This window comes from Kitasatospora sp. NPDC087861 (assembly GCF_044742585.1).
GTDB lineage: Bacteria > Actinomycetota > Actinomycetes > Streptomycetales > Streptomycetaceae > Kitasatospora.
The window spans coordinates 101,903-124,177 of sequence record NZ_JBIUUS010000020.1 but is presented as its reverse complement, the minus strand read 5'-3'; the positions used below and the strand labels follow the sequence as shown (position 1 = coordinate 124,177).

The following is a 22,275-nucleotide window of genomic DNA, read 5'->3' as shown; positions in this document are numbered from 1 at the left end:
GGCGTCCGTGCGGATCACTTCCAGTCGATGCCCTTGCCGATGGTGTACGGCTCGCCCCAGTACTCGGCGCCCGCGACCTTCGAGGCCGCCGGGGAGAGCGCCACCGCACAGGCGGTGGCGGACTGGCCGTTGGTGAAGCCCGTCGGCAGCGAGCTGCTCGGGCACTTGGCAAAGCTGCCGATGATCAGCAGGTCCTGCGCCTCGGTGCCGTCCGCGAGCAGGCCCTTCATGTGGCCGACGCTGGTGTACGACAGGTCGGTGGTGCCGGCGTTGGTGATCTTGTAGTGGATGTAGTACGGCACCAAGCCCTTCGCCTTGTCACCGAGCTTGAGGGCGGTGAGGTCGCCCGGGTCACCCTGCTCGATCGAGGTGACGGCCAGTGAGATGGTGCCCTTGGTGCTGCCCGAGGTGAACGGCAGCTGGACGGCCTCGCCGAGCTTGACGGTCGTCCCGGGCGCCGCGGTCGCCCCGCCGCCGGCCGCCGGGGGCGCACCGGCCGCCGGGGTGGTGGCCGGGGCGGCGGGGGTGGTGGGCGCGGCCGGGGTGGCGACCGGGCTGGTCGGCGCGGCGGCCGCAGTGGTGGGCGCGGTGGTCGCCGGCGGTGGGGTCTTCGCCGTGTCGGACGACGCCGCGTCGTCGTTGCAGGCGGTCAGGGTGAGCGCGCCGACCGCGATCAGTCCGGCCAGTACCGCCGCGTTCTTGCTCGTGCCGATGAGCTTCATGTGGTGTCCCCCGTATCTTCGGGCCGCCGGACGGGCGGCCCTTCCGAGGGATGTTCCTAGCGTAGGGCGGGGGTCCGGCACCACTTCTTTGGCGGCCTCTTGACCCTGCCGTGACGAGTCCCACGTGCCACCGTGACGACGGATACGGGACTGTGACACAGCGTCGGGAGCGCGGTCGGGGGAGGGCCGGGCCGCTCGGCGGCGCCGACGCGCGGACCGGGGTCGGGGGCCGTGGATCAGCCGAGCCGCCAGCGCTGGGCCGGGTCGTTGCCGTCGCAGGCGGTCACCGAGGTGTACTGGGCGACGCCGTTGGACTTGAGGCACTGGCCGGTGGCCGCGTTCTGGATCAGGTACCAGCCGCGGTCCTCGGCGGTCCGGCGCCACTTCTGATTGGCCGCCATCCAGTCGCCGGCCGGGCGGTTGAGGCCGTCCAGGCCGCCGGGGGTGTCCCAGAGCTGGACGGCGCCCGAGCCGGTGTCGAGGTCGACGACCTTGCTCCCGTGGGAGATGGCGGTGGTGCCGTCGCAGTAGCCCCAGAAGGACCAGGTCTGCGCGGGGCTCTGGTTGGCGGTGTAGACGCCGACCCGCCGGCCGTTGGCCTCGTCGTCGGACGGCAGGTCGAGGGCGCCGCCGGCGCCGTTGTAGACGGAGGTGAAGGTCGCCACGTTCGGCGGCAGCTCGCAGCCGGCGGCGTGCGCGGCCGGGGCGACGACCACGACCGCCCCCGCGACGGCCGTGGCGGCGCCGAGTCCGGCGAGGATCCTGCGGGTACGGGTGAGGGCTCTCATCTGGGTTCTCCTTCGCACGGCCGCGGTTCGCGACCTGACGAGAGAGAAGGTCGCGGACCGCGGTAGACAAGCCGTCAACGCTTGGTGCACGCCCGGCCCGGAACGACGGCGTCAGGGCTGCGGCAGGGCCTCCAGCAGCGTCCTGGTCCGGTCGGCGTCCTCGCCGAGCCCGAGCCGCTCGTACACCTCCAGTGCGTCGGCCAGGCAGGCCCGGGCCTGGCGGGGGCGGCCGAGGCCGGTGAGCGCGGTGCCCAGGGTGCGCAGCAGTGCGGCCTCCAGGGCGGCGCTGGTGCGGCGGGCGAGCGGCAGCGCCGCCTCGGCGGCGTCGGCGGCGAGCAGCCAGCGGCCGGCCTCGGCGTGGATCCGGGCGGCGAGGTCGCCGGCCGCCGCCTCGAACACCGTCACCTGGAGCGCGGCGAACTCGTCCCGGGCGCCGAGCGCGTGGGCGAGCGCCGCCTCCGGGTCGCCGCACAGCCGCAGCACCCGGGCCAGGTAGTAGCGGCCGGTGGCGGCGGACACCGGACCGGAGCCGCTCATCAGGCGGGCGCAGCGCTCGGCCGCGTCCCGGGCCTCGGCGAGCCGGCCGGTGTGGGCGCAGCTGAACGCGAACTCGCCGAGCGCGCTGCCCTCGGAGCGTTCGGCGCCGAGGCGGTGGAACAGGTCGGCGGCGCGGCCGGCGTGCTCGGCGGCGTCGGCGTAGCGGCCGCGGATGCGGGCGTTGCCGCCGAGGGTGAGCAGGGCCTTGGCGAGGACGCGGAGGGTGGGGCCCCCGCCGCCGAGGGCGTCGTCGCCGTCGCACAGGGCCACCGCCTGGCGGATCTCCTGCTCGGACTCGGCGTAGCGGTTGATGTGCCAGAGCATGCTGCCGCGCACGTAGCGGGCGAGGGCGAGCGGGCCGTGGTCGTCGCGGGCGGCGGCCTCCCGGGCGATGCGGTCGGCGAGGTCGGCGATGTCGCTGGTCTGGGTGCGTTCGGCGAGCACCGCGCTCATCCGGTCGGCGAGTTCGGCCGCCCGGTCGAGCGGCAGCGCCGGGTCCGCGCAGCTCAGGGCGATGGCGGCGGCGTGCACGCCGGCCTGTTCGCGCATCCAGCGCACCGCGGCCGGCCCGTCCGGCAGCGTCCGGCCCGGGGAGCGGACGGTCGCGCCGAGCAGGCTGAGCTCGACCGGGTCGGCCTTGCGGGCGGCGAGGTCGGCGTTGCGGGCGGTGGCCAGGCAGTAGTCGACCAGCCGGTCGGCGGCGGCGGTGCGCCCGGCGGCGGGTTCCTCGGTGGCGAGCCGGCCGCGCGCGTAGTCGCGGACCAGGTCGTGGAAGCCGTAGCGGCCGAAGCCGGGGGAGTGCAGCAGGTTGAGGTCGACGAGGGCTTCGAGGAGTTCGTCGGCCTCGGTCTCGGTGCGGTCGAGCAGTGCGGCGGCGCAGGGCAGCGGGATGTCGGGGGCGTCGGGCAGGGACAGCAGGCGGAAGGCGCGGGCCGCCTCGGCGTCGAGGCGGTGGTAGGAGAGGGCGAAGGTGGCCTCCACCGTCCGTTCGCCGTCGCTCAGTTCGGCCAGCCGGTGCTCCTGGCGCAGCCCCTCGGCGAGCGCCGCCAGGGTGAGCGCGGGGTCGGCGGTCAGCCGCGAGGCGGCGATCCGGACCGCGAGCGGCAGCAGCCCGCAGGCCCGGACGACCTCCTCGGCGGCCGCGGGTTCGGCGGCGACGCGCTCGGCGCCGACGATCCGGGTCAGCAGTTCCAGTGCCTGCCCGGGCGGCAGGGTGTCCAGGCGCAGGTGGTGCGCCCCGGCGAGGCCGGCCAGCCGGACGCGGCTGGTGACGAGGACGGCGCAGCCGGACGAGCCGGGCAGCAGCGGCTCGACCTGGTCGAGGGTGGCGGCGTTGTCGAGGACGACGAGGACCCGCCGCCCGGCCAGCGCCGAGCGGTAGAGGGCGGAGCGCTCTCCGGTGTCCGGCGGGATCTCCTCGGCGGCCACGCCGAGGGCGCGCAGGAAGCCGGCGAGTACCGCGCCCGGGGCCGAGGGCGTCCGGTCGGCGCCGCGCAGGTCCGCGAAGAGCCGCCCGTCGGGGTAGCGCTCGGGCACCTGCCGGGCGACGTGCACGGCCAGCGTGGTCTTGCCGACCCCGCCCATGCCGTCCAGCGCGGAGACCACCACGGCCCGCCCGCCGGCGCCGGCGAGGCGGTCCACGAGCGTCTCGACCTCCTCGGTGCGGCCGGTGAAGTCGGCCAGACCGGAGGGCAGCTGGTCGGGCGGCTGCCAGGCGGCGGCGGGTTCGGCCCGGGGGGCGGCGGCGGAGGCGGGCAGCAGCGCCGGGTCCTCGCGCAGGATCCGCAGCTGCAGCGCGGCCGGGCCGTCCTCGCCCGGCGGCAACCAGCGGCGGGCGTCCTCGTACACGGCGAGTGCCTCGGCCTTGCGGCCCGCCTGGTAGAGGGCGCGCATCAGGGCGGCGGTCAGCCGGGGCCGGCCCGGGTGCTCCAGGGCCAGCGCGGCGGCCTCCGCCGTCAGGCCGGTGCGGTCGCCGATCTCCGCGTCCAGCTCCAGCTGCGCCTCCTTGGCGGAAAGTCGCTGCTCGGTGAGGACGGCCCGGACGGCCTCGGCGTGCGGCCCGGGCAGCCCGGCCAGTGGCTCGCCGACCCACAGCCGCTGCGCCGCCTGCAGCACCTCCCGGACCTCCGCCGGGGGCGCCTGCCGGTCGCGCAGCCGTCCGGCCTCGGCCAGCAGCGCCTCCCAGCGGGCCGAGTCCACCTCCGCCCCGGGCACCCGCAGCGCGTACCCGTCGCCGACCCGCACCAGCGGCATCCGCTCCGGATCCGGCCCCGTGTACGGCTTGAACGCCACCCGCAGCCGGGAGACGGCCACCTGGACGGCCTTGCGCGGATCGGCCGGCGCGGCTCCGCCCCACACCCCTTCCACCAGCACTGGCGTCGCCACCGTCCGTCCGGCGGCGCTCAGCAGCACCGCCAGGACGGCCCGCTGCTGCGGTCGGCCCAGCTCGATCTCCCGCTCCCCGTACCAGGCCCGCAGTGGTCCCAGCAGTCCGAACCGCAGCCCGGATTCCCCCATGTCAACCATGTCCCGTCCCCGAATGTCGCCGTGTGTCCGGATCACGCCACTTCCGTACGGACGGTGACGCCCCCACGATCCGGGCACCTATGATCTGCCACAGATTGTGTACTGAAACTCATGGCTTCGGGGATGGGGACATGGGGCTCGATTTCCGTGTGTTGGGAGCGCTGCGCGCCTCGTGCGACGGCCGCGAGATCGACCTGGGCCGGCCGCAGCAGCGCGCCGTCCTCGCCGCCCTGCTGCTCGCCCCCGGCCAACTCGTGCCCACGGAGCGGCTGGTCGAGGGCCTGTGGGGCGAGGACGACGGCCGCTGGCCCAAGGACCCGGTCGGCCAGATCGGCACCCACGCCCACCGGCTGCGCCGCGCCCTCGACACCCCCGGACTGCTGGTCGCCACGGCCGGTGGCTACCGGCTGGCGGTGGAGCGCGCCGCCGTCGACCTGTTCCGCTACGAGGCCGGGGTGGGCGAGGCGGCCACGCTGCGCCACGACGACCCGGCGCGGGCCCGTGAACTGCTCGCCGGGGCGCTCGCGGTGTGGCGGGGGCGTGCGCTGGACGGCGTGCCCGGCGGCTTCGCCGAACGCGCCCGGGAGCGGCTGGCCGCCGGGCGCCACGCGGCGGTGAAGGTGCTGCACGACCTCGACCTCGCGCTCGGCCGGCACGCCGAGGCGCTGTCCGCGCTGGACGCGCTGGCCGCCGAGCACCCGCGCGACGAGGAGGTGCAGCGCCTGTACCTGCTGGCCCTGCACCGCTGCGGGCGGACGGCCGAGGCGCTGGCCGCCTTCGAGGCGCTGCGCGCGCGGCTGGACCGGGAGCTGGGGCTCGAACCGGCGCCGGCGGTGGTGGACCTGCACGCCCGCATCCGGCGGGGGGACGCTTCGCTGGCGGCGCCGGACATCCCGGTGCCGCCGCGCCGGCCGCCCCGGCCCTGCCAGCTGCCGCCGGACCTCCCCGACCTGGTGGGGCGCTCGGCGCAGCTGCGGCAGGCCGGGCGGGTGCTGCGGGAGCCGGGGGTCGGGGGCGCCGCACCGGTGCTGGGGCTGTCCGGTCCGGCCGGCAGCGGCACTTCGGCGCTCGCGGTGCATGTGGCGCATGCCGTTCAGGACGCCTTTCCGGACGGGCAGCTGTACGCGGCGGGAGGGGCGGCGGACCCGGGTGCCGCGCTGGCGGCGTTCCTGCGGGCGCTGGGGGAGCGGCCCCCGTACGGGGCGACGGTCGAGGAGATGTCCGCGCGCTACCGGTCCGCGCTGGACGGGCGGCGGGTGCTGGTCGTGCTCGACGGGGTCGGCGAGGTGGCGCCGCTGCTGCCGGCGGTGGCTGGCTGCGCGGCCGTCGTCGCGGGGGCGGAGCCGGGGGTCCTGCCGGGGGACGCGGTGAGGGTGGCGCTGGGGCCGCTGGAGCAGCACGATGCGCAGGAGCTGCTGGCCCGGATCGTCGGCGCCGACCGGATCCGCCGGGAGCCGGGCCCGGCGGCCGAGCTGGCCGAGATCTGCGGCTACCTGCCCGTCCTGCTGCGGACGGCGGCGACGCGGCTCGCGGCCCGGCCGCAGTGGTCGGTGGCCGACCTGGTCAGGTGGCTCGCCGAGCGGGGGTGAGGGGTGGGCACGGGGGCGCGGGCGCGCGCGTGTGGCCCCGGCCGGCGGAGAACCGCCGGTCGGGGCCACGATGCGCGAGGTCACGCCGGAGCGGGCGGTGCCCGTCAGTACAGGTCCGACGACAGGAAGCGCGAGTAGGGGTCGCCCGTGTTGGCCCTGGGGAGCCGACCGCTGCCCCAGGTGACGCCGACGGCGCCCGAGTCGTTCACCACCAGCTTGGCGTGCGGGTGGCCGTCCGTGCCGAGGGCCCAGCAGACGCCGCCGGAGGCGGAGTAGACGACGAGGTTCCCGTCGGACTGCATGACGGTCTTGTAGCCGCAGTTCGTGGTACCGGACCTGAACGGGACCTTCGGACTGGCGGTGTTGAAGTCCTGGTAGATGACCAGGTCGCCGTCCGCCTGCATGATCAGCCGGGTGGTGTACGAGTCGACGTGCCAGCCCGCGTAGAGCGGCTCGTCGTCCCAGATGCTGTGGCTGGTCGGGTCGTACGCGGCCTGCGCGGTGCCCGCCGTCGCCATCGTCCCGGCCAGGGCCAGTGCGCCGGTTGCTGCGGCCAGCGCCATGTGCCGTATTGCCTTCATCCCCGTGTGCCTTCCTCATCCATGTTCGCGCCCGTGAACGTTCGGGGCGCCCCGTGGAACTGACCATGGACCAAGGCGGTAGACAAACGATGAACGCCCCCGTTGATCCGCCGTCCTGCCCACCATGCCGGTCACGCCGTCAGTGCGAAACCGCCCACTGCACCCCGCGATGCTTCGGCGTCTCGATCTCGTCCAGCAGTGCCACCGCGAGGTCCTGGTGCGAGATGCGCCCCTGCCCCACCACGGCACCGACCGCGCTCGTGTAGTGCCCGGTGGCCTCGGCCTGCGCGTTCAGGTCCAGCGGGGGGACCACCATCAGCCAGTCGAGCTCGGTCGCGGCCGTCCGCAGCAGCTCGAACTCCGCCACGTGCCCCTGGGAGAACAGCCGGTACTCGTCGGGGAACTGCGGATCGTCCATCACCCGCACGCCTGGCGAGGTTTCCAGCGTCGTCGCGATGCCCAGGACCAGGAGCCGCTTCACCCCCGTCCGCCCGAGCCCGTCGACCAGAGCCCGCGCGGCCGCCGTGAAGTACTCCTCGGCGGGCAGGTCCAACCGGGCCGAGGCATTCACGGCGGCATCGTGCCCCGCCGCGACCACGGCCACCGACTCGGCGTCGGTCGCGTCGCCCCGTACCACGGTGACAGCATCCGAAGTGCCAAGCTCCGCGTACTTGCCGGGGTCCCGCACCACTGCGGTCACCGAGTGTCCGCGCCGTACGGCTTCAGCCACTGCCGCGCGGCCCACGCGTCCGCCCGCCCCGAAGATCACGATCCTGCTCATGGGTCCTCCTCTGGATTGCCCGTTCGGGCCTGGTGTGCGAGACGGTAGGCGGGAGGTGGCCGGTTACTGCAACGGAACCGGCTCTATCGTCGGGGTATGAGCGCGCCCCTGAACGCCGACCTGTTCGACCCGTTTTGCAGCCACCGCATGCCGATCCGGGTCGGCGACAAGTGGAGCGGCATGATCCTGCGCTGCCTTGAGGACGGCCCGCGCCGGTTCACCGAGTTGAAGGTGCCGCTCAAAGGGGTCGCCCCGAAGGTGCTGACCGAGACGCTGCGTGCGATGGAGCGCGACGGTTGGCTGACCCGGACCGCGTACGACGAGAACCCGCCGCGAGTGGAGTACGCCCTCACCGAGCTCGGGCGGTCGCTGCTCGGCCCGATGGACGTTGCCTGCGCGTGGGCACGCGAGCACCTCGACGATCTCCCGCGCATCGGGGACCGCACGCACCCGGCTTAGAGGTCGTCTCACGTGGCAAGTTTCGCGAGCTTCTTGTAGGAGGTCAGGGCGGTGGCCATGGCCAGGCCTCGGCTCTGCCAGTCGTTGCGGACCACGTACGGGATCTTGAGACCACGAGCAGCCCATGGCAGGCTCATGCCGCATGATCGATGAATTCGCGAAAGACAACCTGCACGGGAGACTGCGGCGGGACCGCAAGGCGCTGCTCTGGAAACTCGACGGCTTGTCCGAATACGACGCCCGCCGGCCTTTGACAGCGACCGGGACCAACCTCCTCGGCCTGGTCAAACACGTGGCCACCGTCGAGGCCAGGTACTTCGGCGAGGTCTTCGACCGCCCTGCCCCGGAACCGCTGCCCCGGTGGCAGGACTCCAACGGCAGCGATCTGTGGGCGACCGAGGACGAGACCCGCGATCAGATCATCGGGTTCTACCGGCGCACGTGGGAACACTCGGACGCGACGATCAACGAGCTTCCCCTCGACGCCCCCGGCCACGTGCCGTGGTGGCCGGAGCCTCATGCCGACACGAACCTGTTCGCCGTCATGGTCCATGTCCTCGGCGAGTCCATCCGGCATGCCGGGCACGCCGATATCCTGCGCGAGGGCCTCGACGGCCGGACCGGGTTGCGCGCCGAACACGAGAAGCAGATCGACGAGCAAGCCCGTGCAGTGTACTGCGCGAAGATCGAGCAGGCCGCCAGGTCGGCCGCACCAATCAAGGCTTAGAGGTCGTCTCACGTGACTTGATGTTCGTGCGGCATGATGCCGGTCGTGGGTGCTGATCTATCGAAGCGTCTGGTTCCTGATGAACTCTGGGAGCTGGCCGCCCCGTTGCTGCCGTCGTTCGCTGCTCGTCCGCAAGGTGGTGGGACCGCTCCGTGTGACGAGCGGGCCGTGTTCACGGCAGTGGTGTACGCGCTGACCAGCGGCTGTGCCTGGCGGCATCTGCCGCCGACGTTCGGCACGTCGCCCGCCACCGCGCATCGCCGCTTCACGGTATGGACCCGAGGCCGGCCTGTGGCGTCGGCTGCACCGGGCGGTGCTGGACGAACTCGGGGCCCGCGGAGAGGTGGACTGGACCTCGGCGATCGTCGACGCGGCCTCCGTTCGCGCCAAAGGGGGGATCGCTGACCGGGCCGAACCCGGTCGATCGCGGCAAGAAGGGCAGCAAGCTGCACGTGTTGTCCGATGCCCAGGGCATCCCGCTTGCCGTCGCCGTGTACGGCGCGAACATGCACGACAGCCTCGCCCTCAAGCCGCTCATCCGCGGCATACCCGCCGTCCGGTCCCGCCGGGGACCACGGCGGCGCCGACCCGTCGAACTCCGCGCGGACAAGGCGTACTTCTCCGCCGAACATCTGGCCTGGCTGCGCGAGCGCGGGCTCGTCGCGCGCATCGCGCGGCCCGGCATCGAGTCCGGCGAACGCCTCGGTCGGCACCGCCGGAAGATCGAACGGTCGATCGCCTGGCTCTTCGGCTACCGCCGCCTCACCGTCCGATACGAACGAAAGGGCTCGCACTTCCTCGCCTTCCTCGGCCTGGCCGCCGCCCTGACCTGCTACAAGAAGCTCGCGAAACGTGCCACGTGAGACAACCTCTTAGCTCATGGGCGGACGAGGCGGCAGCGCCCCGCCCGCTCGTTGGGCTCCAACGAGCGGGCGGGGAGGGGGTCAGAGGAGGTGGTCGAACTCGCCGGCCTTGGCGCCGAGGATGAAGGCGCGGAGCTTGGTGGCGGTGGTGGTGACGATGATGGAGGGGTCGTCGGACTCGCGGAGGTGGCGGATGTCGTCGGCGCTAGCGGCAAGCTCAAGGCAGTTATTGCCTCCCTCGGCATTGCTGTATGACGACTTCTGCCAGGAGAAGTTGGACATCGTGCGCCTTTCACGACTGGAGTAGATAGAGAAGATGATGCAGGACTCCCCACGACTCGCGGTTGGGGAGTCCGCGCAGCGCCGTTTCCCGATCCGCTCTCGGCAAAGCGTGTGCGCTGAGCTGCTGGAACATCTGGCCGTAGGCCGCCAGCTCAACAGGGTCGCCAATATGCTCGGCCCTCTTCGGACCATCCAGAATGACGGTTGCGAGTTCTCGGCAGCTGGGATCACAGAGCAGGAAAGAGCGCGAGAAGGGTGCATGCTTCGGAGCGGTGAACGGCAGCACCTGCATGTCGACGTTGGGAAGCTCGGCAATCTCAAGCAGATGCACGAGTTGAGCTCGCATGACCTCATCTCCGGCGAATCGCATGCGTAGCGCGGCCTCGTGGATAACGAAGCGGAACTGTCGCTGCTTCTCGTCAGTCAGGATCCGTTGCCGGTCCATGCGGAACTGAACCTGCGTTGTCGTGTCCCACTTCCCGTTCCTGGTGCCTCCGTTGTAGAGGGCCTCGGCATATTGGGGCAGTTGGAGTAGTCCGGGGATGTAGAGAGTCTCGTAGTTGTCGAGACGGGTTGCGCGGTCTTCGACCTCTGCCAGATCGAGCGAGAGGTCTGGCACCTTGCTCTTGTACTTGCTCCACCAGCCCTTGCCGTTGCTGGCGCCGAGACCCTGCAGCAGCTCGGCATAGGTGTTATCCGTGCACCCGTAGCCATCGAGCAAGACCGAGAGTCGCTCCGGGTCGAGCCCGGTGCGAGCGGCCTCGATGTGGCTGAGCTGCGGGCCGAGGATGCCGATGAGGGCGCCGGCATCCTTGACCGCCAGGCCTGCGGCCTCGCGTAGCCGCCTCAGCTCAGCGCCGAATCGCCGCTGCCGTTCGCTGATTTGGGTCCTGAGCGCCAAGGGGGGTTCCTTCCGTGTCGGGCCAGTCTCCACCCACACGAGTGAGCTTATCCAAGCTGGGTGGGCCTTCTTCGCGATGAGGTTGCACGCGTGAGCCCTGCGGCCCTACTCTCAGTGTTGCACCGATCACATGACGGATCGTCAGTGGTTCCCCCCTCCTCTTTCCTGGGGCTTCTCATGTGTGCCTTCAACCCTCCCGACTGGACCGCCGCCCGCACCGAACTGTGCGACCTCCTCGCCTCCGCCGGGTGGCCGCCCGACATCATCTCCGACGCCGAACTCGCCCTGCATGAACTGTTCGTCAATGCCTGGAAGCACGCCGGGAGCCCCGCGCCCCTGGTCATCGTCGCCCTCCTCGACCGCCGCCTCCGCGTCTCGGTCTGCGACGACAGCCCTACCCTCCCCGGGCCGAGCGTCCCCGCGGACCTCTTCTCCCGCTCCGGCCGGGGCCTGCACCTCGTCCGTTCCCTCACCCATCGCTTCGGCGCCGACCCCCGCAAGACGGGCAAGGCCGTCTGGTTCGAGCTGCAGTTGGACGCCGCCTGATGATGAACCGCCGCCACCCCATGAAGCCCACGGACCCCCGGATTCGCCACTACACCGAGGCCCAGATCCGTGCGCTCCTCGCCGAAGTCCACGAGCGGGGCCGCCGGTTCGGCCTGGTCTGGCCCTCCGCCACCACCGACACGACCATCGACGGCCGCGTGCTCGTCCGCTTCAACACCGCGCCCGCGTCGACCCTCCTCAACCTCCTGAACCTGCTCCTCGACGCCGAACGAGACGCCTCGTGCGATTTCTGATCGCGGCGGCCTTCGCCGTCCTCCTCGCCCTGGCGATCGCCACCGTCGTCCTGGGTGTCATCACCGCACTCAACGTTGCAAAGCCCGACGAGGAGGACCCCTGACATGCCCGGCCCCATGCCCGACCCCGACCCCTGCCCTGCACCGGACCCCCTGGCCAACGCCCTCGCCGCGACCCACTACGCCGTCGCGACCGCCTTCAACGCCCTCGTCCCCGGCACCGCCCCGCCCGTCCCCGATGACTTCGACTGGCGTGAACTCGAAGCCGTCATCTACCACCTGGGCTTCGCCGCCGACGAGTCCGACGCCGCCCTCAACCTCTACCGCCTGCTCGCCGCCGTCCAGCGGATCGCCTACCGCGAGGCCGCCGGCCGCAACTCCACGGGCCACCCGGCCCGCCTCAACCCCTGCACGCCCTCGGTGGGATTCACCCGTGGGGGTGGTGCCCGGTGAATGCCGCCGGCCGGGCCCCGCGCGGCCCCTAGCGTGGGCAGGGCCGAACGCCAGCCATCCCGGGGGAGGGGAGCCGACGTGTCCGACGTCGCCGAATACCTGATGCTCTACGTGGAGAACGGCACCGTCGTGGCCCACGACGCCGACCTCCGCCCGCACGCCTTCACGCTGCCGCCCGGCGACCTGGGTGCCACCATCGCCCGGGCCGACGCCACCGGCTGCACACAGCTCCTGCTCACCGTCAGCGCCTCCACGGTCGTCTCCTGCCGCGAGGTCTGACCTGCGTCAACGGCCGGGCGTGTTCCGGCTCGCCACCGTACGTGTCTGATTGGCTACCCGTGAGCGAGGCGGCAGGCGCCTCCGACCCAAGGGAAGACCGTCATGACGACAGAGCGCACCAACCCGGCGGCCCGGCTCGGGTTCGAGCCCGGCCAGGTCGTCCAGGAGATCGGCTACGACGACGATGTCGACCAGGACCTTCGCGAGGGCATCGAGTCGGTCATCGGCCAGGACCTCGTCGACGAGGACTACGACGACGTGGCCAACGTCGTTCTGCTCTGGTTCCGCGACGAGGACGGGGACCTCACCGACGCCCTGGTGGACGCCATCGGCCTCCTCGAAGAAGGCGGCACGATCTGGCTACTCACCCCGAAGGCCGGCCGGGACGGCTACATCGAGCCCAGCGACATCAGCGACGCCGCCCAGACCGCGGGCCTGTCCCAGGCCAGGTCGGTCAGCGTCGCCAAGGACTGGTCCGGCACCCGCCTCACCGCCCCCAAGCGCTGAGCCCCCGGTGGCGCAGGACGTCGGCTGGGCCGACTTCCTGCGCCACGCCGCCGCGCGGCTCGGCTCGGAGTCCTGGAGCCCGGCGGCGGGTCCTGGGGCGCTACTCCGCCGCCTGGGCGGCCGCGGCCTTCGCCAGGTCGTCGACGCTGCCGGACATGATCGTGCGGACGTGTTCGGTGATCCGCTGGAGCGGCCAGTCCCACCAGGCCAGGGCCAGGAGGCGGTCGACGTCCGCATCGCCGTAGCGGCGGCGGATGAGACGGGCGGGGTTGCCGCCCACGATGCCGTAGTCGGGGACGTCGTCGACGACGACGGAGCCGGAGGCGATGATCGCCCCGTGACCGATGCGGACGCCGGGCATCACCATGGCCCCGTAGCCGAACCAGACGTCGTTGCCCACCACCGTGTCGCCCCGTCCGGTCAGGCCGGTGACGAGGTCGAAGTGCTCGGCCCAGGAGCCGCCCATGATCGGGAACGGGAACGTCGAGGGGCCGTCCATGCGGTGGTTGGCGCCGTTCATGATGAACCGCACACCCGTGCCCAGCGCGCAGAACTTCCCGATGACCAGCTTCTCCGGCCCGTAGTGGTACAGCACGTTGCGGGTCTCGAAGGCGGTCGGGTCATCGGGATCGTCGTAGTAGGTGAACTCTCCGACCTCGATCAGCGGCGAGGTGACCAGCGGTTTCAGCAGCACCACCCGCGGCTGCTCGGGCATCGGATGGACCACGGTCGGGTCGGCGGGAACAGGTGGCATCGCGAAGTGCTTCCGTAGGCAACGAGAAGATCTGACGGTTCGTCGAGCGAGCGGCCGACCCGGAGATTCTGCGGCACGACCGGGGCCTTGCCGCAAGCCCCCCACTGGGCCGTATGTTGATCACGGCGAAGGGTGACGCCCTCCCCTCGCCCCCGTCATCCACTGCACGCCCATCGCCGACTCCCCCCGCCGAAGCGGCGGTCCCGCCACACAGCTGTGCGCAGGACGTCGGCCGGGCCGACTCCCTGCGCACCGTCGGACGGGTCAGCAGGAGATGTTGCCGCCTCCGACGTCGGTGCCGAGGACACCGACGAACTTCTTGTACAGGTTGATGCGGTCGTTGCGCTCGTCCGGGTTCTTGCCGTCGCACTCCAGCGCGCCGTTGATGCTGCGGATGGTCTCGCCGAAGCCCTTGTTGTTGACGATGGCGTCGTGCGGGGTCATCGACCCGGCGCCGCTCTGGGTGTCCCAGAACCAGAGGGCGGTCTTCCAGGAGACGGCGGAGTTCCGCTCGACCTGGTAGGGGTCGTGCAGCAGGTCGATGTGCAGGGCGTCGCCGGCGGCCTTGTAGTTGAAGTTCCAGCTGATCTGCAGCGGCCCGCGCCCGTAGTAGGCGGCCTGGCCGGCCGGACAGCCGTACGGCTGGGAGGCGTCGCAGTAGTGGCTGTAGTTGGCGGTGTTCTGCTCGACGACGTACTTCAGCCCGCCGGTCTCGTGGCTGACGTTGGCGAGGAACGCCGCCGCCTCGCGCTTGCGGGCGGCGTCGTTGCCGGTGGTGGTGAACTTCGGGTAGGCGCTGAGGGCGTCGACCAGGCCCTGGTAGGTGTAGAAGGCGTTCCGGCTCGGGAACATCTGGTTGAACTGGGACTCGCTGACCACGAACGAGCCGGCGGCGGTCGCCGGCGTGGCCGGCCCGGTCAGGGCGATGGTGCTCAGGACAGCGGCCGAGGCCACTGCGGACAGGGTGCGGGAGAGCTTCATCGTCACTACTCGCTCGGAATCGGGGCGGGTTGCTTCGGGGGCGAAGCGCTGGGGTCCATCGTGGTGGGCGCATTTCAGAGCAAGCGGTTCGCCGGTGCCCAAACCACTCGTTCGGGTCGTATCCGATCGAGGAGGTGAGAGGGATTCAGGCCATCTCCAGCTCGTCCGACACGCCGACAGGGTGATCATCCGGTCGTCGTATACGCGGGATAACCTCATCCGCGCACATCGGAGACACCGCGAGCGGGGGACGAACACATGGGCCAGACCGACGACGAAGGCGACGAGCGGCTCGCGGCGGAGGGCGAGGTGGCGGTGGCCCGGCTGGCGATCGACTCCGGGGACCTCCCGCACGCCGCCGACCACCTGGCCGACGCGATCCTCGCCGACCCCCAGCTGCCCGAACTGCACGAGGCGCTGGCCGAGTTGTGCGCCGCCGCCGGAGGGCCGGCCGCGGCCCGCGAGCTGTTCCCGCTGGACGGCCAGGTCTACCTGGGCACCGTCGCCTGCCGGGCCCACGTCGAGGCCGCCGCCGGGGACTGGGACACCGCCGTCGGCCTGCTCGCCTCCGCGATCCAGTACGAGCCCGCGAGACCCTGGGCGCACACCGCCTGGCTCGCCCGCGAGGACCTGCCCGCCCTCGTCGACCCGGACGCCGTCGCCCAGGCGGTGGCCCGGGCGACCGGCGGGCTGCCCGACCCGCTACCGGCCGAACTCGCCGCCGCCGTCCGGCCGTTCGACGGCTTCGTGCAGGCCGTGGTGGCCCGCCACGGCGACCACGCGTTGCTGCTGGCGATGGCCTCCGGCCTCACCCGCCGCCTCGGCGCCACCGCCCGCGCCGTCGAACTCGCCGAACTGGCCCACCGCTTGGCCCCCGGCTACATGCCCTCCGTGATGCTCGGCAACGCCCTGCGCGCCCACGGCCGGCCCGAACGGGCGCTCGCCGTCTGGGAGGCCGAACTGGCCCGGGTCGAACCGGAGCGGGACAACACCAGCAGCTACCTCGCCGTCGACGTCGCCGAGCTGTACGGCACCCTCGGCCGCCCCGCCGACGGCCTGTCCTGGCTGGACCGGGTGCTCGCCACCGAACCCGACCACCCCAAGGCGGCCCCCGCCCGGTACGGCCTGCGCCACGCCGTCGACGGCGACCCCGCCCACCTGCTCGCCCTGGCCGACCACCACCGCGCCCACCCCGACCACGAGTACGCCCAGGACCTGCTGGAGCGGCTCAGCCACCGGGAGCCCTGGCTCGGCATGGTCTCCGGCGCCACCGAGGCGACCGTCAACGTGCTGCACCAGGTGCTCGCCGCCCCCGGCACCACCCGCGACAGCGAGATCGGGTGCAGGGCCTCCGCCGTCGAGCCGCCCAGCTCGCTGCTGGCCGTCCGCCTCGCGCTGCCGCTCGCCACCGTCGACTACCAGTCGGTCGCCGAGCCCGACCCCCGGCTTCCGCTGGTCGAACCCACCACCCGGATCTGGGCCTGGGACGGCACCGACCCACGTCCGGCCGTCGCCCCGCCCGCGCCGGAGAGCGCCGAACTCGTCCGGTCCACCGCCGAGATCGTCTGGCCGACCGTCCCCGCCGCCTACGACCACGCCGTCCGGCTGGCCGGGCTGCCGCTGGACGACCTGCTCGGCACGCTCGTCCACCCGCCGATGCCCCGGGAGGACGAGCTCGGCCGGGCCCTGCTCGCCCACCAGCCCGAACTGTGGGTGCGGGCCGTCCAGGTCTTCGCCTGCCTCGGCATCGCGCACCACCGCACCGACCAGCCGTGGGAGGACTCCGACCGCCGCCGCGTGCTGGTCGACCTGCTGCTCGGGCCCGAGGACTGGGTGGTCGAGGCGGCCGGCTTCGCCCTCGTCGCGATCGGCTGGACGCACCCCGAGACCCGCGCCGACATCGCCGAGCGGCTCCGGCAGCGCCTGCACTACAGCGCCCGGGCGCGCCGCACCCGGGTGGTGACCGTCCTGCGGTCGCTGGCCGCGCTGGCGCTCGCCGCACCCTGGCTGCCCGAGGGCGACGCCGACCTGGCCCGGCGGCTGATCGAGCGGGTCGAGGCCCAGGAGACCCGGGAGGCCGCGGGGGCGGAGGAGGGCGAGGAGAGTGAAGAACCGGTCGAATCGACCGAGGCGCAGTCGGAACCCCGCCCCGGCTTCCTCCGCCGCCTCTTCGGGCGCGGCCCGCAGTCCTAGGGCCGGACGCCCTAGCCGACGCCCGGCAGCGGATCCTGGTCGACGTCGAAGCGCGCGACCCGCTCCGCCGGATCACGGCACTCCGGGCCGAGCCGGAGGATCCGCGACTCCGGGTCGTGCAGCGGGCGGTGGCAGCGGCGGCAGGTGACGCGGGGTCGGACGGCCTCGCGGGTGTCGGTGCCCGGGAGCGGCACGGGGCCGGCCGGGTCCGGGCTGCTGGTCGGGGCGCTGGTCATGGGGAGACGGTAGCCGGGCGGCCCGTGAAAAGATCCCCCCATGGCCACGGACCGCAGCAGCGCAGGAGACCCGGCGAGCACCCTCGCCCTGCTCTGGGGGCTGACCGCCGAGGAGAAGCCCGGGCGGCGCGGTCCGAAGCAGGCCCGGTCGACCGGTGAGATCGCCGCCGCGGCCATCGCCCTCGCCGACGCCGAGGGCGTGGAGGCCGTCACCATGCGCCGGGTGGCGCAGGAGCTGGGGCTGTCCCCGATGGCGCTGTACACCTACGTCCCCGGCAAGGCCGAACTGCTCGACCTGATGCTGGACACGGCCTACGCGGCGATGCCCCGCAGCACCCCCGCGGGCGACGGCTGGCGGGCCAGGGTCACCGCCGTCGCCGACGACAACCGGGCGCTCTACCGCGCCCACCCCTGGGTCGCGGCCGTCTCCACCAGCCGCCCGCCGCTCGGCCCGGGCCTGATGGCCAAGTACGAGTACGAGCTGCGCGCCTTCGAGGGCACCGGCCTGCCCGACGTCGAGCTGGACGCCGCGCTCACCCACCTGCTCGGCTTCGTCCAGACCTGCGCCCGGATGGCCGCCGACGAGCGCGCCGCCCGGCAGGACAGCGCGATGACCGACGCGCAGTGGTGGGCCGCCAACGCCGACCTGCTCGCCAAGGTCTTCGACGCCGAGCGCTACCCGGTCGCCGCCCGGGTGGGCGCCGCCGCCGGCGAGGCCCACGGCGGCGCGTACGACCCGGACCACGCGTACGCCTTCGGCCTGGCCCGCATCCTGGACGGCCTGGCGGCGCTGGTCACGCCCGGGCAGGGCTGACGGCGCCGGTCATGCGCGGGCGCCGCCGACCACGCGCGGTCGGTCCGCGCCGCGCTCACGGTCTGACGCCCAGGGCGCCAAGGCCCGACGTCTCCCCGGACGCCTCGGGGCCCGACGGCCGGGGCCCGAGGTTTCCCCAGGTCAGCGATGTCATGACCAAAATGCGGAAACGGAGATGACAGGCTGCCCTTCCGCCCGCTACCGTCACCTCGACACACGCGCGCGGAGGGCAGGCGGCCATGCCAGAGACAACCCAGCAGGACAGCGGCCGAGGCCTCTGGTACGGCTTCGCGGCCTACGGAATCTGGGGCCTCTTCCCCCTGTTCTGGCCACTGCTGGAGCCCGGCGCCGCCGACGACATCCTGGCCAACCGGATGGTCTGGTCCCTGGTCGCCGTGGTGCTGCTGCTGGTCGCCCAGCGGCACTGGGGCTGGATACGCCCGCTGCTGCGCCAGCCCCGCCGGGTCGCCATGCTGGCCGGCGCGGCCGTGGTGATCTCGATCAACTGGGGCGTCTACATCTGGGGCGTCAACGCCGGGCACGTGGTCGAGACCAGCCTCGGCTACTTCATCAACCCGCTGGTCACCATCGCCTTCGGCGTCCTGATGCTCAAGGAGCGGCTGCGCGTGGCGCAGTGGACGGCGGTCGGCATCGGCGCGGCCGCCGTCGTGGTGCTGAGCGTCGCGTACGGGCGGCTGCCGTGGATCGCGCTCACCCTGGCGCTGTCCTTCGCCACGTACGGCCTGCTGAAGAAGAAGGTCGGGCTGAGCGGGCTGGAGAGCCTGGCGGCGGAGAGCGCCTTCATGTTCCCGTTCGCGCTCGGCTACCTGGTCTACCTGGAGGTCAGCGGGCGCGGCACCTTCGGGCACACGGTGGCCGGCTCGTACGGCTGGGGGCACTCCGGGCTGCTGATGATCAGCGGGGTGGTCACGGCGATCCCGCTGCTGTTCTTCGGCGCGGCGGCCGTGCGGGTGCCGCTGACCGTGCTCGGGCTGCTGCAGTACCTGGCGCCGGTGTTCCAGTTCCTGATCGGCGTGGCGGTGTTCCACGAGTCGATGCCGCCCGCCCGCTGGGCCGGGTTCGCCCTGGTCTGGGCGGCCCTCGTGGTGCTCACCTGGGACGCGCTGCGCCAGCTGCGGGCCGACCGCGCGGGGCGGGCCGCGGCCGTGCCGCAGCCCGCCCCCGCCGAGGCGGCGGTCAGGCGCTGATGTCCCGGCTGGCGAAGCGGGACCAGGCCGCCGCGCCGAACACGGCGACGTAGGCGGCCTGCAGGCCGAGGTCCTTCCACACGCCGTCCCAGTACATCGGCTGGCGCAGCAGGTCCGCGAAGCTGAGCCAGTAGTGGGTGAACAGGAACGGCCGGACGGCGTCCAGCTGCGGGAAGGCGTCCAGGATCTGCACGGTGATCACCAGCCCGACGGTCGCGGCCATCGCCGCGATGCCGCTGCCGGTGAGCGTGGAGACGAACAGCCCGATGGCCACCAGCCCGGCCAGCGAGGCCGCCACCACCCCGGCCACCAGGACCGCCCGCAACAGCGCGTCGCCGAAGCCGATGGTGTCCCCGGAGATCAGCGTCACCTCGCCGAGCGGGAACAGCGCGGCGCCGGTGGCCAGCGCCGCCGCCGCGACCGCCGCGGTGGCGGCCAGGCAGAACACCAGCCCGGCGGTGAACTTGGCGGCCAGCAGCCTGGTCCGTCCGGCCGGCGCGACCAGCAGGTAGCGCAGCGTCCCGGTGGCCGCCTCGCCGGCGACCGAGTCCCCGGCGACCACGCCGACCGTCATCGGCAGGAACACCGGCAGCGCGACCGCGAGCGCGGTGAACACCAGGAACAGGCCGTTCTGGGTGGTCTGCGCGATGAAGTTCACGCCGCCGCCGCCCTCGTGCGGGCTGTCCGTGTTGAGCTTGACGACCACGCCGATCAGGATCGGCAGCACCGCCAGGATCCCCAGCAGCACCTTGGTGCGCATCCGGCGGAAGGTCAGGTGCAGCTCGTTGCGGAACAGCGCCAGGAACCCGGCCGCCGTCTGCGGCCGCCGCCCGATCCGGACGGGCGGTGCCGCGGGCCCCGCCGTCTCAGCCTGCGACATCGAAGCCCTCCCCGGTCAGCGCCACGAAGGCGTCCTCCAACGTGCCCCGCTCCAGCCCGAACCCGTGCACCCGCACGCCGGCCTCGACCAGCGCCGCGCACAGCTTCGGCAGCGCCTCCTCGGCCGACGTGCCGCCCGACGTACCGCCCGACGTGCCGGCCGACGACCCGAGCGCGCCGAGCTCGCCGTCCACCCGCCCGTCGCCGGGCAGCAGCGAACCGACCTGGTGGGCCGCCAGCACCTCCACGGCCTGGGCGACGTCCGGTGTGCGGACCACCAGCCGGCCCTGCGCCCGGGCGGCCAGCTCGGCGACGGTGCCCTGCACCACCAGCCGGCCCCGGGACATCACCGCCGCGTGCGAGCAGACCTGCTCGATCTCGTCCAGCAGGTGCGAGGAGAGGAACACCGTGGTGCCCTCCCCCGCGACCTCCCGCACCAGCGCCCGGATCTCACGCATGCCCTGCGGGTCCAGCCCGTTGGTGGGCTCGTCCAGCACCAGCAGCTCGCGCGGCTGCAGCAGCGCCGAGGCCAGGCCGAGCCGCTGCTTCATGCCCAGCGAGTAGGCGCGGGCCTTCTTGCCCGCCGCCGCGCTCAGCCCGACCCGCTCCAGCGCCGTCTCGACGCGGTGGCGCCGGGTGCGGGGGTCGGCGGTCGGATCGGCGGCGTCGAACCGGATCAGGTTGTCCCGCCCGGAGAGGAAGCCGTACAGCGCCGGGCCCTCGATCAGCGCGCCCACCCGGGGCAGCACGCCGGCGACGGACTGCGGCATCGGCTCGCCGAGGACGGTGGCCACGCCGGAGGTGGGGGAGATCAGGCCCATCAGCATCCGGATGGTGGTGGTCTTGCCGGAGCCGTTCGGGCCGAGGAAGCCGAAGACGGAGCCGCGCGGCACGCTCAGGTCCAGGCCGTCCACGGCGAGCTGGCCGCCCCGGAAGCGCTTGGTCAGGCCGCGGGTCCTGATCACGTCGTCGGTGCCGGAATCGACGGAGGCAGGGGAGGGGGAGGAGGGGGAGGTGGTGGTGGAAGGCGCGGGGGCCGGGCGCTGCTCGGCGCCCGGACCCCCGGCCGACTCCGTAACGTCCCCCGTTACGGGAGCCTTGGTCATCCGTCAGTTCACCCCGGCGGCGTGCTGCAGCACCGGCAGGGTCACCGCGCCGGCGAAGACCCGGCCGTCGTCGGTGACCAGGACGTTCACCACCTTGGTGCTGATCAGCGTGCCGCCGCCGACCGGCTTGCCGAGCGACTTCAGCAGCGCCTGCGGGTTCAGGGCCTGGCCCCGGCCGCCGTGCTTGCCGCTCTTCCCGCCGTCCTGCGGTGCGCCGACGGTGCCGGCGGGCAGCTGCGCCGAGACCACGGTCGTCCAGCCCTCGCCGATCACGTTCACGCCGTCGTGGCCCCGGCCGTCCGCTCCCGTGCCCGCCTGGCCCTTGCCCGGTGCGCCCTGGCCGGCCGCGTCCTGCCCCGCCGCGTCGTGCCGTCCCGCGGCGCCGTCCGCCTTCTGCTCCGTCACCTTGGCGCCCTTGGGCACGGTGAAGTCGAAGGTCTTGCCGGCCGGCTTGGCGAAGGACACGTCGGTGAAGTGCACGTCCAGGACGGTGGAACCGTCGACGCCCTTGACCACGACCGAGAGCGGCACCCCGTTGTCGGCGGCGACCGCGATCCGGACCTCGGCGACGGTCGAACCGGACTGGGTGGGCTTGACGCTCAGCTGGTACGCCTTCTGCCCGGCCACGTTGGCGGTGCCCGCCACGGTGACCGAGGTGGTGCCCGCGCTCGCGTCCAGGAACTGCCGGGCGGCCTCCTGCGGGGTCGTCGGCACCCCGGTCAGCGGAGCGCCCGGGTGCTTGCCGGTGTGCTGGGCGGCGGCCGCCGCCGGGCCGGTCAGGTGCACGGCGGTGTTGGTCGAGCTGTCCCAGGCCCAGGCCTGGTCGCCGTTGTGGACGACGGTGTAGCCGGCCATGTTCTCCAGCAGGTCCACCCGCTGGCGGTCCGGGCCGTCCACCGCGACCCGCAGGGTCTGGTCGCCGCCGAGCAGGCCGAGCAGCTTGGACTGCGGGTCCGCCGCCGAGGAGCCGCCGTTCTGGCCCCCGCCGCGGCCGGCCGCCGCGCCGAGCCCGCCGGCCGCGGCGCCGAGCAGCTGGCTGGGCAGACCGAGGTCGGTGGAGACGGACACCGTGCCGGAGAGGCTCTGCGCGTCGGAGCCGAGCGCCTTGGCCACCACCTGCTCGGCCGTCAGGGTCGGAAGGTCGGGCGGGGAGTCGGCCGCCAGCGCGGGCACCAGCCCGATCCCGGTGGCGATCACCGCGGCCACCGCCAGCGGCACCCCGGCCCGTACCAGGGTGCGCCGTCGCGAACGGTACGGCACGCCGCCGTCCACGCTGTCCCCCGCCGCCGTGTCAATGGTCATGGCGTCC

25 protein-coding genes and 1 pseudogene are annotated in these 22,275 nt (G+C 73.2%); 12 read left to right on the top strand and 14 right to left on the bottom strand.

Features of this window, described 5'->3' with window-relative positions:
* Window positions 1–14: 14 nt before the first annotated feature.
* The 3 genes from ACIOJE_RS26820 to ACIOJE_RS26810 all read right to left on the bottom strand — a co-directional run bounded on the left by ACIOJE_RS26820 (window position 15) and on the right by ACIOJE_RS26810 (window position 4,573).
* The gene (locus ACIOJE_RS26820) at window positions 15–722 is read right to left on the bottom strand and encodes a hypothetical protein (protein ID WP_400779379.1); all 708 of its coding nucleotides are present in this window, start codon (window positions 720–722) and stop codon (window positions 15–17) included.
* Window positions 723–958: 236 nt separating this feature from the next.
* Window positions 959–1,510, bottom strand: coding sequence for an RICIN domain-containing protein (locus ACIOJE_RS26815; protein ID WP_280678576.1), 552 nt, complete (start codon window positions 1,508–1,510; stop codon window positions 959–961).
* A gap of 111 nt (window positions 1,511–1,621) precedes the next feature.
* Window positions 1,622–4,573: an AfsR/SARP family transcriptional regulator gene (locus ACIOJE_RS26810; protein ID WP_400779376.1), complete on the bottom strand. Its 2,952-nt coding sequence runs from the start codon at window positions 4,571–4,573 to the stop codon at window positions 1,622–1,624.
* A gap of 131 nt (window positions 4,574–4,704) precedes the next feature.
* On the opposite strand from ACIOJE_RS26810, the gene ACIOJE_RS26805 reads away from it, so the two are divergent.
* Complete coding sequence (locus ACIOJE_RS26805; protein WP_400779374.1) at window positions 4,705–6,162, top strand: BTAD domain-containing putative transcriptional regulator; 1,458 nt, start codon at window positions 4,705–4,707, stop codon at window positions 6,160–6,162.
* A 104-nt stretch (window positions 6,163–6,266) separates the two neighbouring features.
* On the opposite strand, the gene ACIOJE_RS26800 is transcribed toward ACIOJE_RS26805, so the two are convergent.
* Window positions 6,267–6,743, bottom strand: coding sequence for a hypothetical protein (locus tag ACIOJE_RS26800; protein ID WP_280678571.1), 477 nt, complete (start codon window positions 6,741–6,743; stop codon window positions 6,267–6,269).
* A 139-nt stretch (window positions 6,744–6,882) separates the two neighbouring features.
* Window positions 6,883–7,524: an NAD(P)-dependent oxidoreductase gene (locus tag ACIOJE_RS26795; RefSeq protein WP_280678569.1), complete on the bottom strand. Its 642-nt coding sequence runs from the start codon at window positions 7,522–7,524 to the stop codon at window positions 6,883–6,885.
* A 96-nt stretch (window positions 7,525–7,620) separates the two neighbouring features.
* Between ACIOJE_RS26795 and ACIOJE_RS26790 the strand changes: the two genes are divergently transcribed.
* Window positions 7,621–7,983: a helix-turn-helix domain-containing protein gene (locus ACIOJE_RS26790; RefSeq protein ID WP_280678567.1), complete on the top strand. Its 363-nt coding sequence runs from the start codon at window positions 7,621–7,623 to the stop codon at window positions 7,981–7,983.
* Window positions 7,984–7,991: 8 nt separating this feature from the next.
* On the opposite strand, the gene ACIOJE_RS26785 is transcribed toward ACIOJE_RS26790, so the two are convergent.
* Window positions 7,992–8,120, bottom strand: coding sequence for a hypothetical protein (locus ACIOJE_RS26785; RefSeq protein WP_400779371.1), 129 nt, complete (start codon window positions 8,118–8,120; stop codon window positions 7,992–7,994).
* 5 nt (window positions 8,121–8,125) lie between these two features.
* Here ACIOJE_RS26785 and ACIOJE_RS26780 point away from each other — a divergent pair, with 5 nt between their 5' ends.
* On the top strand, window positions 8,126–8,710 hold the full coding sequence (locus ACIOJE_RS26780; RefSeq protein WP_400779369.1) for a DinB family protein: 585 nt from the start codon (window positions 8,126–8,128) through the stop codon (window positions 8,708–8,710).
* A 45-nt stretch (window positions 8,711–8,755) separates the two neighbouring features.
* Window positions 8,756–9,573 (top strand): annotated as a pseudogene (locus ACIOJE_RS26775) (IS5 family transposase).
* An 81-nt stretch (window positions 9,574–9,654) separates the two neighbouring features.
* Here the strand turns inward: ACIOJE_RS26775 and ACIOJE_RS26770 are convergent.
* Both ACIOJE_RS26770 and ACIOJE_RS26765 read right to left on the bottom strand, forming a co-directional pair.
* Window positions 9,655–9,855: a DUF397 domain-containing protein gene (locus tag ACIOJE_RS26770; RefSeq protein WP_400779367.1), complete on the bottom strand. Its 201-nt coding sequence runs from the start codon at window positions 9,853–9,855 to the stop codon at window positions 9,655–9,657.
* Between the two features lie 10 nt (window positions 9,856–9,865).
* Window positions 9,866–10,756 carry a helix-turn-helix domain-containing protein gene (locus ACIOJE_RS26765; RefSeq protein WP_400779365.1) on the bottom strand — a complete coding sequence of 297 codons (891 nt, stop codon included), beginning with the start codon at window positions 10,754–10,756 and terminating at the stop codon, window positions 9,866–9,868.
* A 177-nt stretch (window positions 10,757–10,933) separates the two neighbouring features.
* Between ACIOJE_RS26765 and ACIOJE_RS26760 the strand changes: the two genes are divergently transcribed.
* The 5 genes from ACIOJE_RS26760 to ACIOJE_RS26740 all read left to right on the top strand — a co-directional run bounded on the left by ACIOJE_RS26760 (window position 10,934) and on the right by ACIOJE_RS26740 (window position 12,795).
* Complete coding sequence (locus ACIOJE_RS26760) at window positions 10,934–11,302, top strand: ATP-binding protein (RefSeq protein ID WP_400779363.1); 369 nt, start codon at window positions 10,934–10,936, stop codon at window positions 11,300–11,302.
* 20 nt (window positions 11,303–11,322) lie between these two features.
* Complete coding sequence (locus ACIOJE_RS26755) at window positions 11,323–11,556, top strand: hypothetical protein (protein WP_400779361.1); 234 nt, start codon at window positions 11,323–11,325, stop codon at window positions 11,554–11,556.
* Between the two features lie 105 nt (window positions 11,557–11,661).
* Entirely contained in the window at window positions 11,662–12,009 is a 348-nt protein-coding gene (locus ACIOJE_RS26750; protein ID WP_400779359.1) for a hypothetical protein, read from the top strand.
* A 78-nt stretch (window positions 12,010–12,087) separates the two neighbouring features.
* Window positions 12,088–12,288, top strand: a complete 201-nt coding sequence (locus ACIOJE_RS26745; protein WP_280678551.1) for a hypothetical protein — start codon at window positions 12,088–12,090, stop codon at window positions 12,286–12,288.
* A 102-nt stretch (window positions 12,289–12,390) separates the two neighbouring features.
* Window positions 12,391–12,795, top strand: a complete 405-nt coding sequence (locus ACIOJE_RS26740; RefSeq protein ID WP_280678549.1) for a DUF3052 domain-containing protein — start codon at window positions 12,391–12,393, stop codon at window positions 12,793–12,795.
* A gap of 100 nt (window positions 12,796–12,895) precedes the next feature.
* Here ACIOJE_RS26740 and ACIOJE_RS26735 read toward each other — a convergent pair whose 3' ends face one another.
* Window positions 12,896–13,549, bottom strand: coding sequence for a CatB-related O-acetyltransferase (locus ACIOJE_RS26735; RefSeq protein WP_400779356.1), 654 nt, complete (start codon window positions 13,547–13,549; stop codon window positions 12,896–12,898).
* Window positions 13,550–13,813: 264 nt separating this feature from the next.
* Complete coding sequence (locus tag ACIOJE_RS26730; protein WP_400779354.1) at window positions 13,814–14,530, bottom strand: chitinase; 717 nt, start codon at window positions 14,528–14,530, stop codon at window positions 13,814–13,816.
* A 258-nt stretch (window positions 14,531–14,788) separates the two neighbouring features.
* Between ACIOJE_RS26730 and ACIOJE_RS26725 the strand changes: the two genes are divergently transcribed.
* A complete protein-coding gene (locus ACIOJE_RS26725; RefSeq protein ID WP_400779352.1) occupies window positions 14,789–16,723 on the top strand; it encodes a tetratricopeptide repeat protein in 1,935 nt (644 codons plus the stop codon).
* An 11-nt stretch (window positions 16,724–16,734) separates the two neighbouring features.
* Here ACIOJE_RS26725 and ACIOJE_RS26720 read toward each other — a convergent pair whose 3' ends face one another.
* Window positions 16,735–16,959, bottom strand: a complete 225-nt coding sequence (locus ACIOJE_RS26720; RefSeq protein ID WP_280678541.1) for a DUF6011 domain-containing protein — start codon at window positions 16,957–16,959, stop codon at window positions 16,735–16,737.
* A 40-nt stretch (window positions 16,960–16,999) separates the two neighbouring features.
* Here ACIOJE_RS26720 and ACIOJE_RS26715 point away from each other — a divergent pair, with 40 nt between their 5' ends.
* Both ACIOJE_RS26715 and rarD read left to right on the top strand, forming a co-directional pair.
* Window positions 17,000–17,773, top strand: coding sequence for a TetR/AcrR family transcriptional regulator C-terminal domain-containing protein (locus ACIOJE_RS26715; protein ID WP_400779350.1), 774 nt, complete (start codon window positions 17,000–17,002; stop codon window positions 17,771–17,773).
* A gap of 239 nt (window positions 17,774–18,012) precedes the next feature.
* A complete protein-coding gene (gene rarD, locus ACIOJE_RS26710) occupies window positions 18,013–18,981 on the top strand; it encodes an EamA family transporter RarD (RefSeq protein WP_400779348.1) in 969 nt (322 codons plus the stop codon).
* On the opposite strand, the gene ACIOJE_RS26705 is transcribed toward rarD, so the two are convergent.
* The 3 genes from ACIOJE_RS26705 to ACIOJE_RS26695 are packed head-to-tail and all read right to left on the bottom strand — an operon-like array spanning window position 18,971 to window position 22,268.
* On the bottom strand, window positions 18,971–19,861 hold the full coding sequence (locus tag ACIOJE_RS26705; protein ID WP_280678535.1) for an ABC transporter permease: 891 nt from the start codon (window positions 19,859–19,861) through the stop codon (window positions 18,971–18,973). The two genes, rarD and ACIOJE_RS26705, sit on opposite strands and share 11 nt — an antisense overlap.
* Entirely contained in the window at window positions 19,848–20,966 is a 1,119-nt protein-coding gene (locus ACIOJE_RS26700) for an ABC transporter ATP-binding protein (protein WP_400779345.1), read from the bottom strand. Before ACIOJE_RS26700 ends, ACIOJE_RS26705 begins: the two co-directional genes overlap by 14 nt.
* Window positions 20,967–20,969: 3 nt before the next feature.
* Window positions 20,970–22,268 carry an outer membrane lipoprotein carrier protein LolA gene (locus ACIOJE_RS26695; protein WP_400779343.1) on the bottom strand — a complete coding sequence of 433 codons (1,299 nt, stop codon included), beginning with the start codon at window positions 22,266–22,268 and terminating at the stop codon, window positions 20,970–20,972.
* Between the last annotated feature and the right edge of the window lie 7 nt (window positions 22,269–22,275).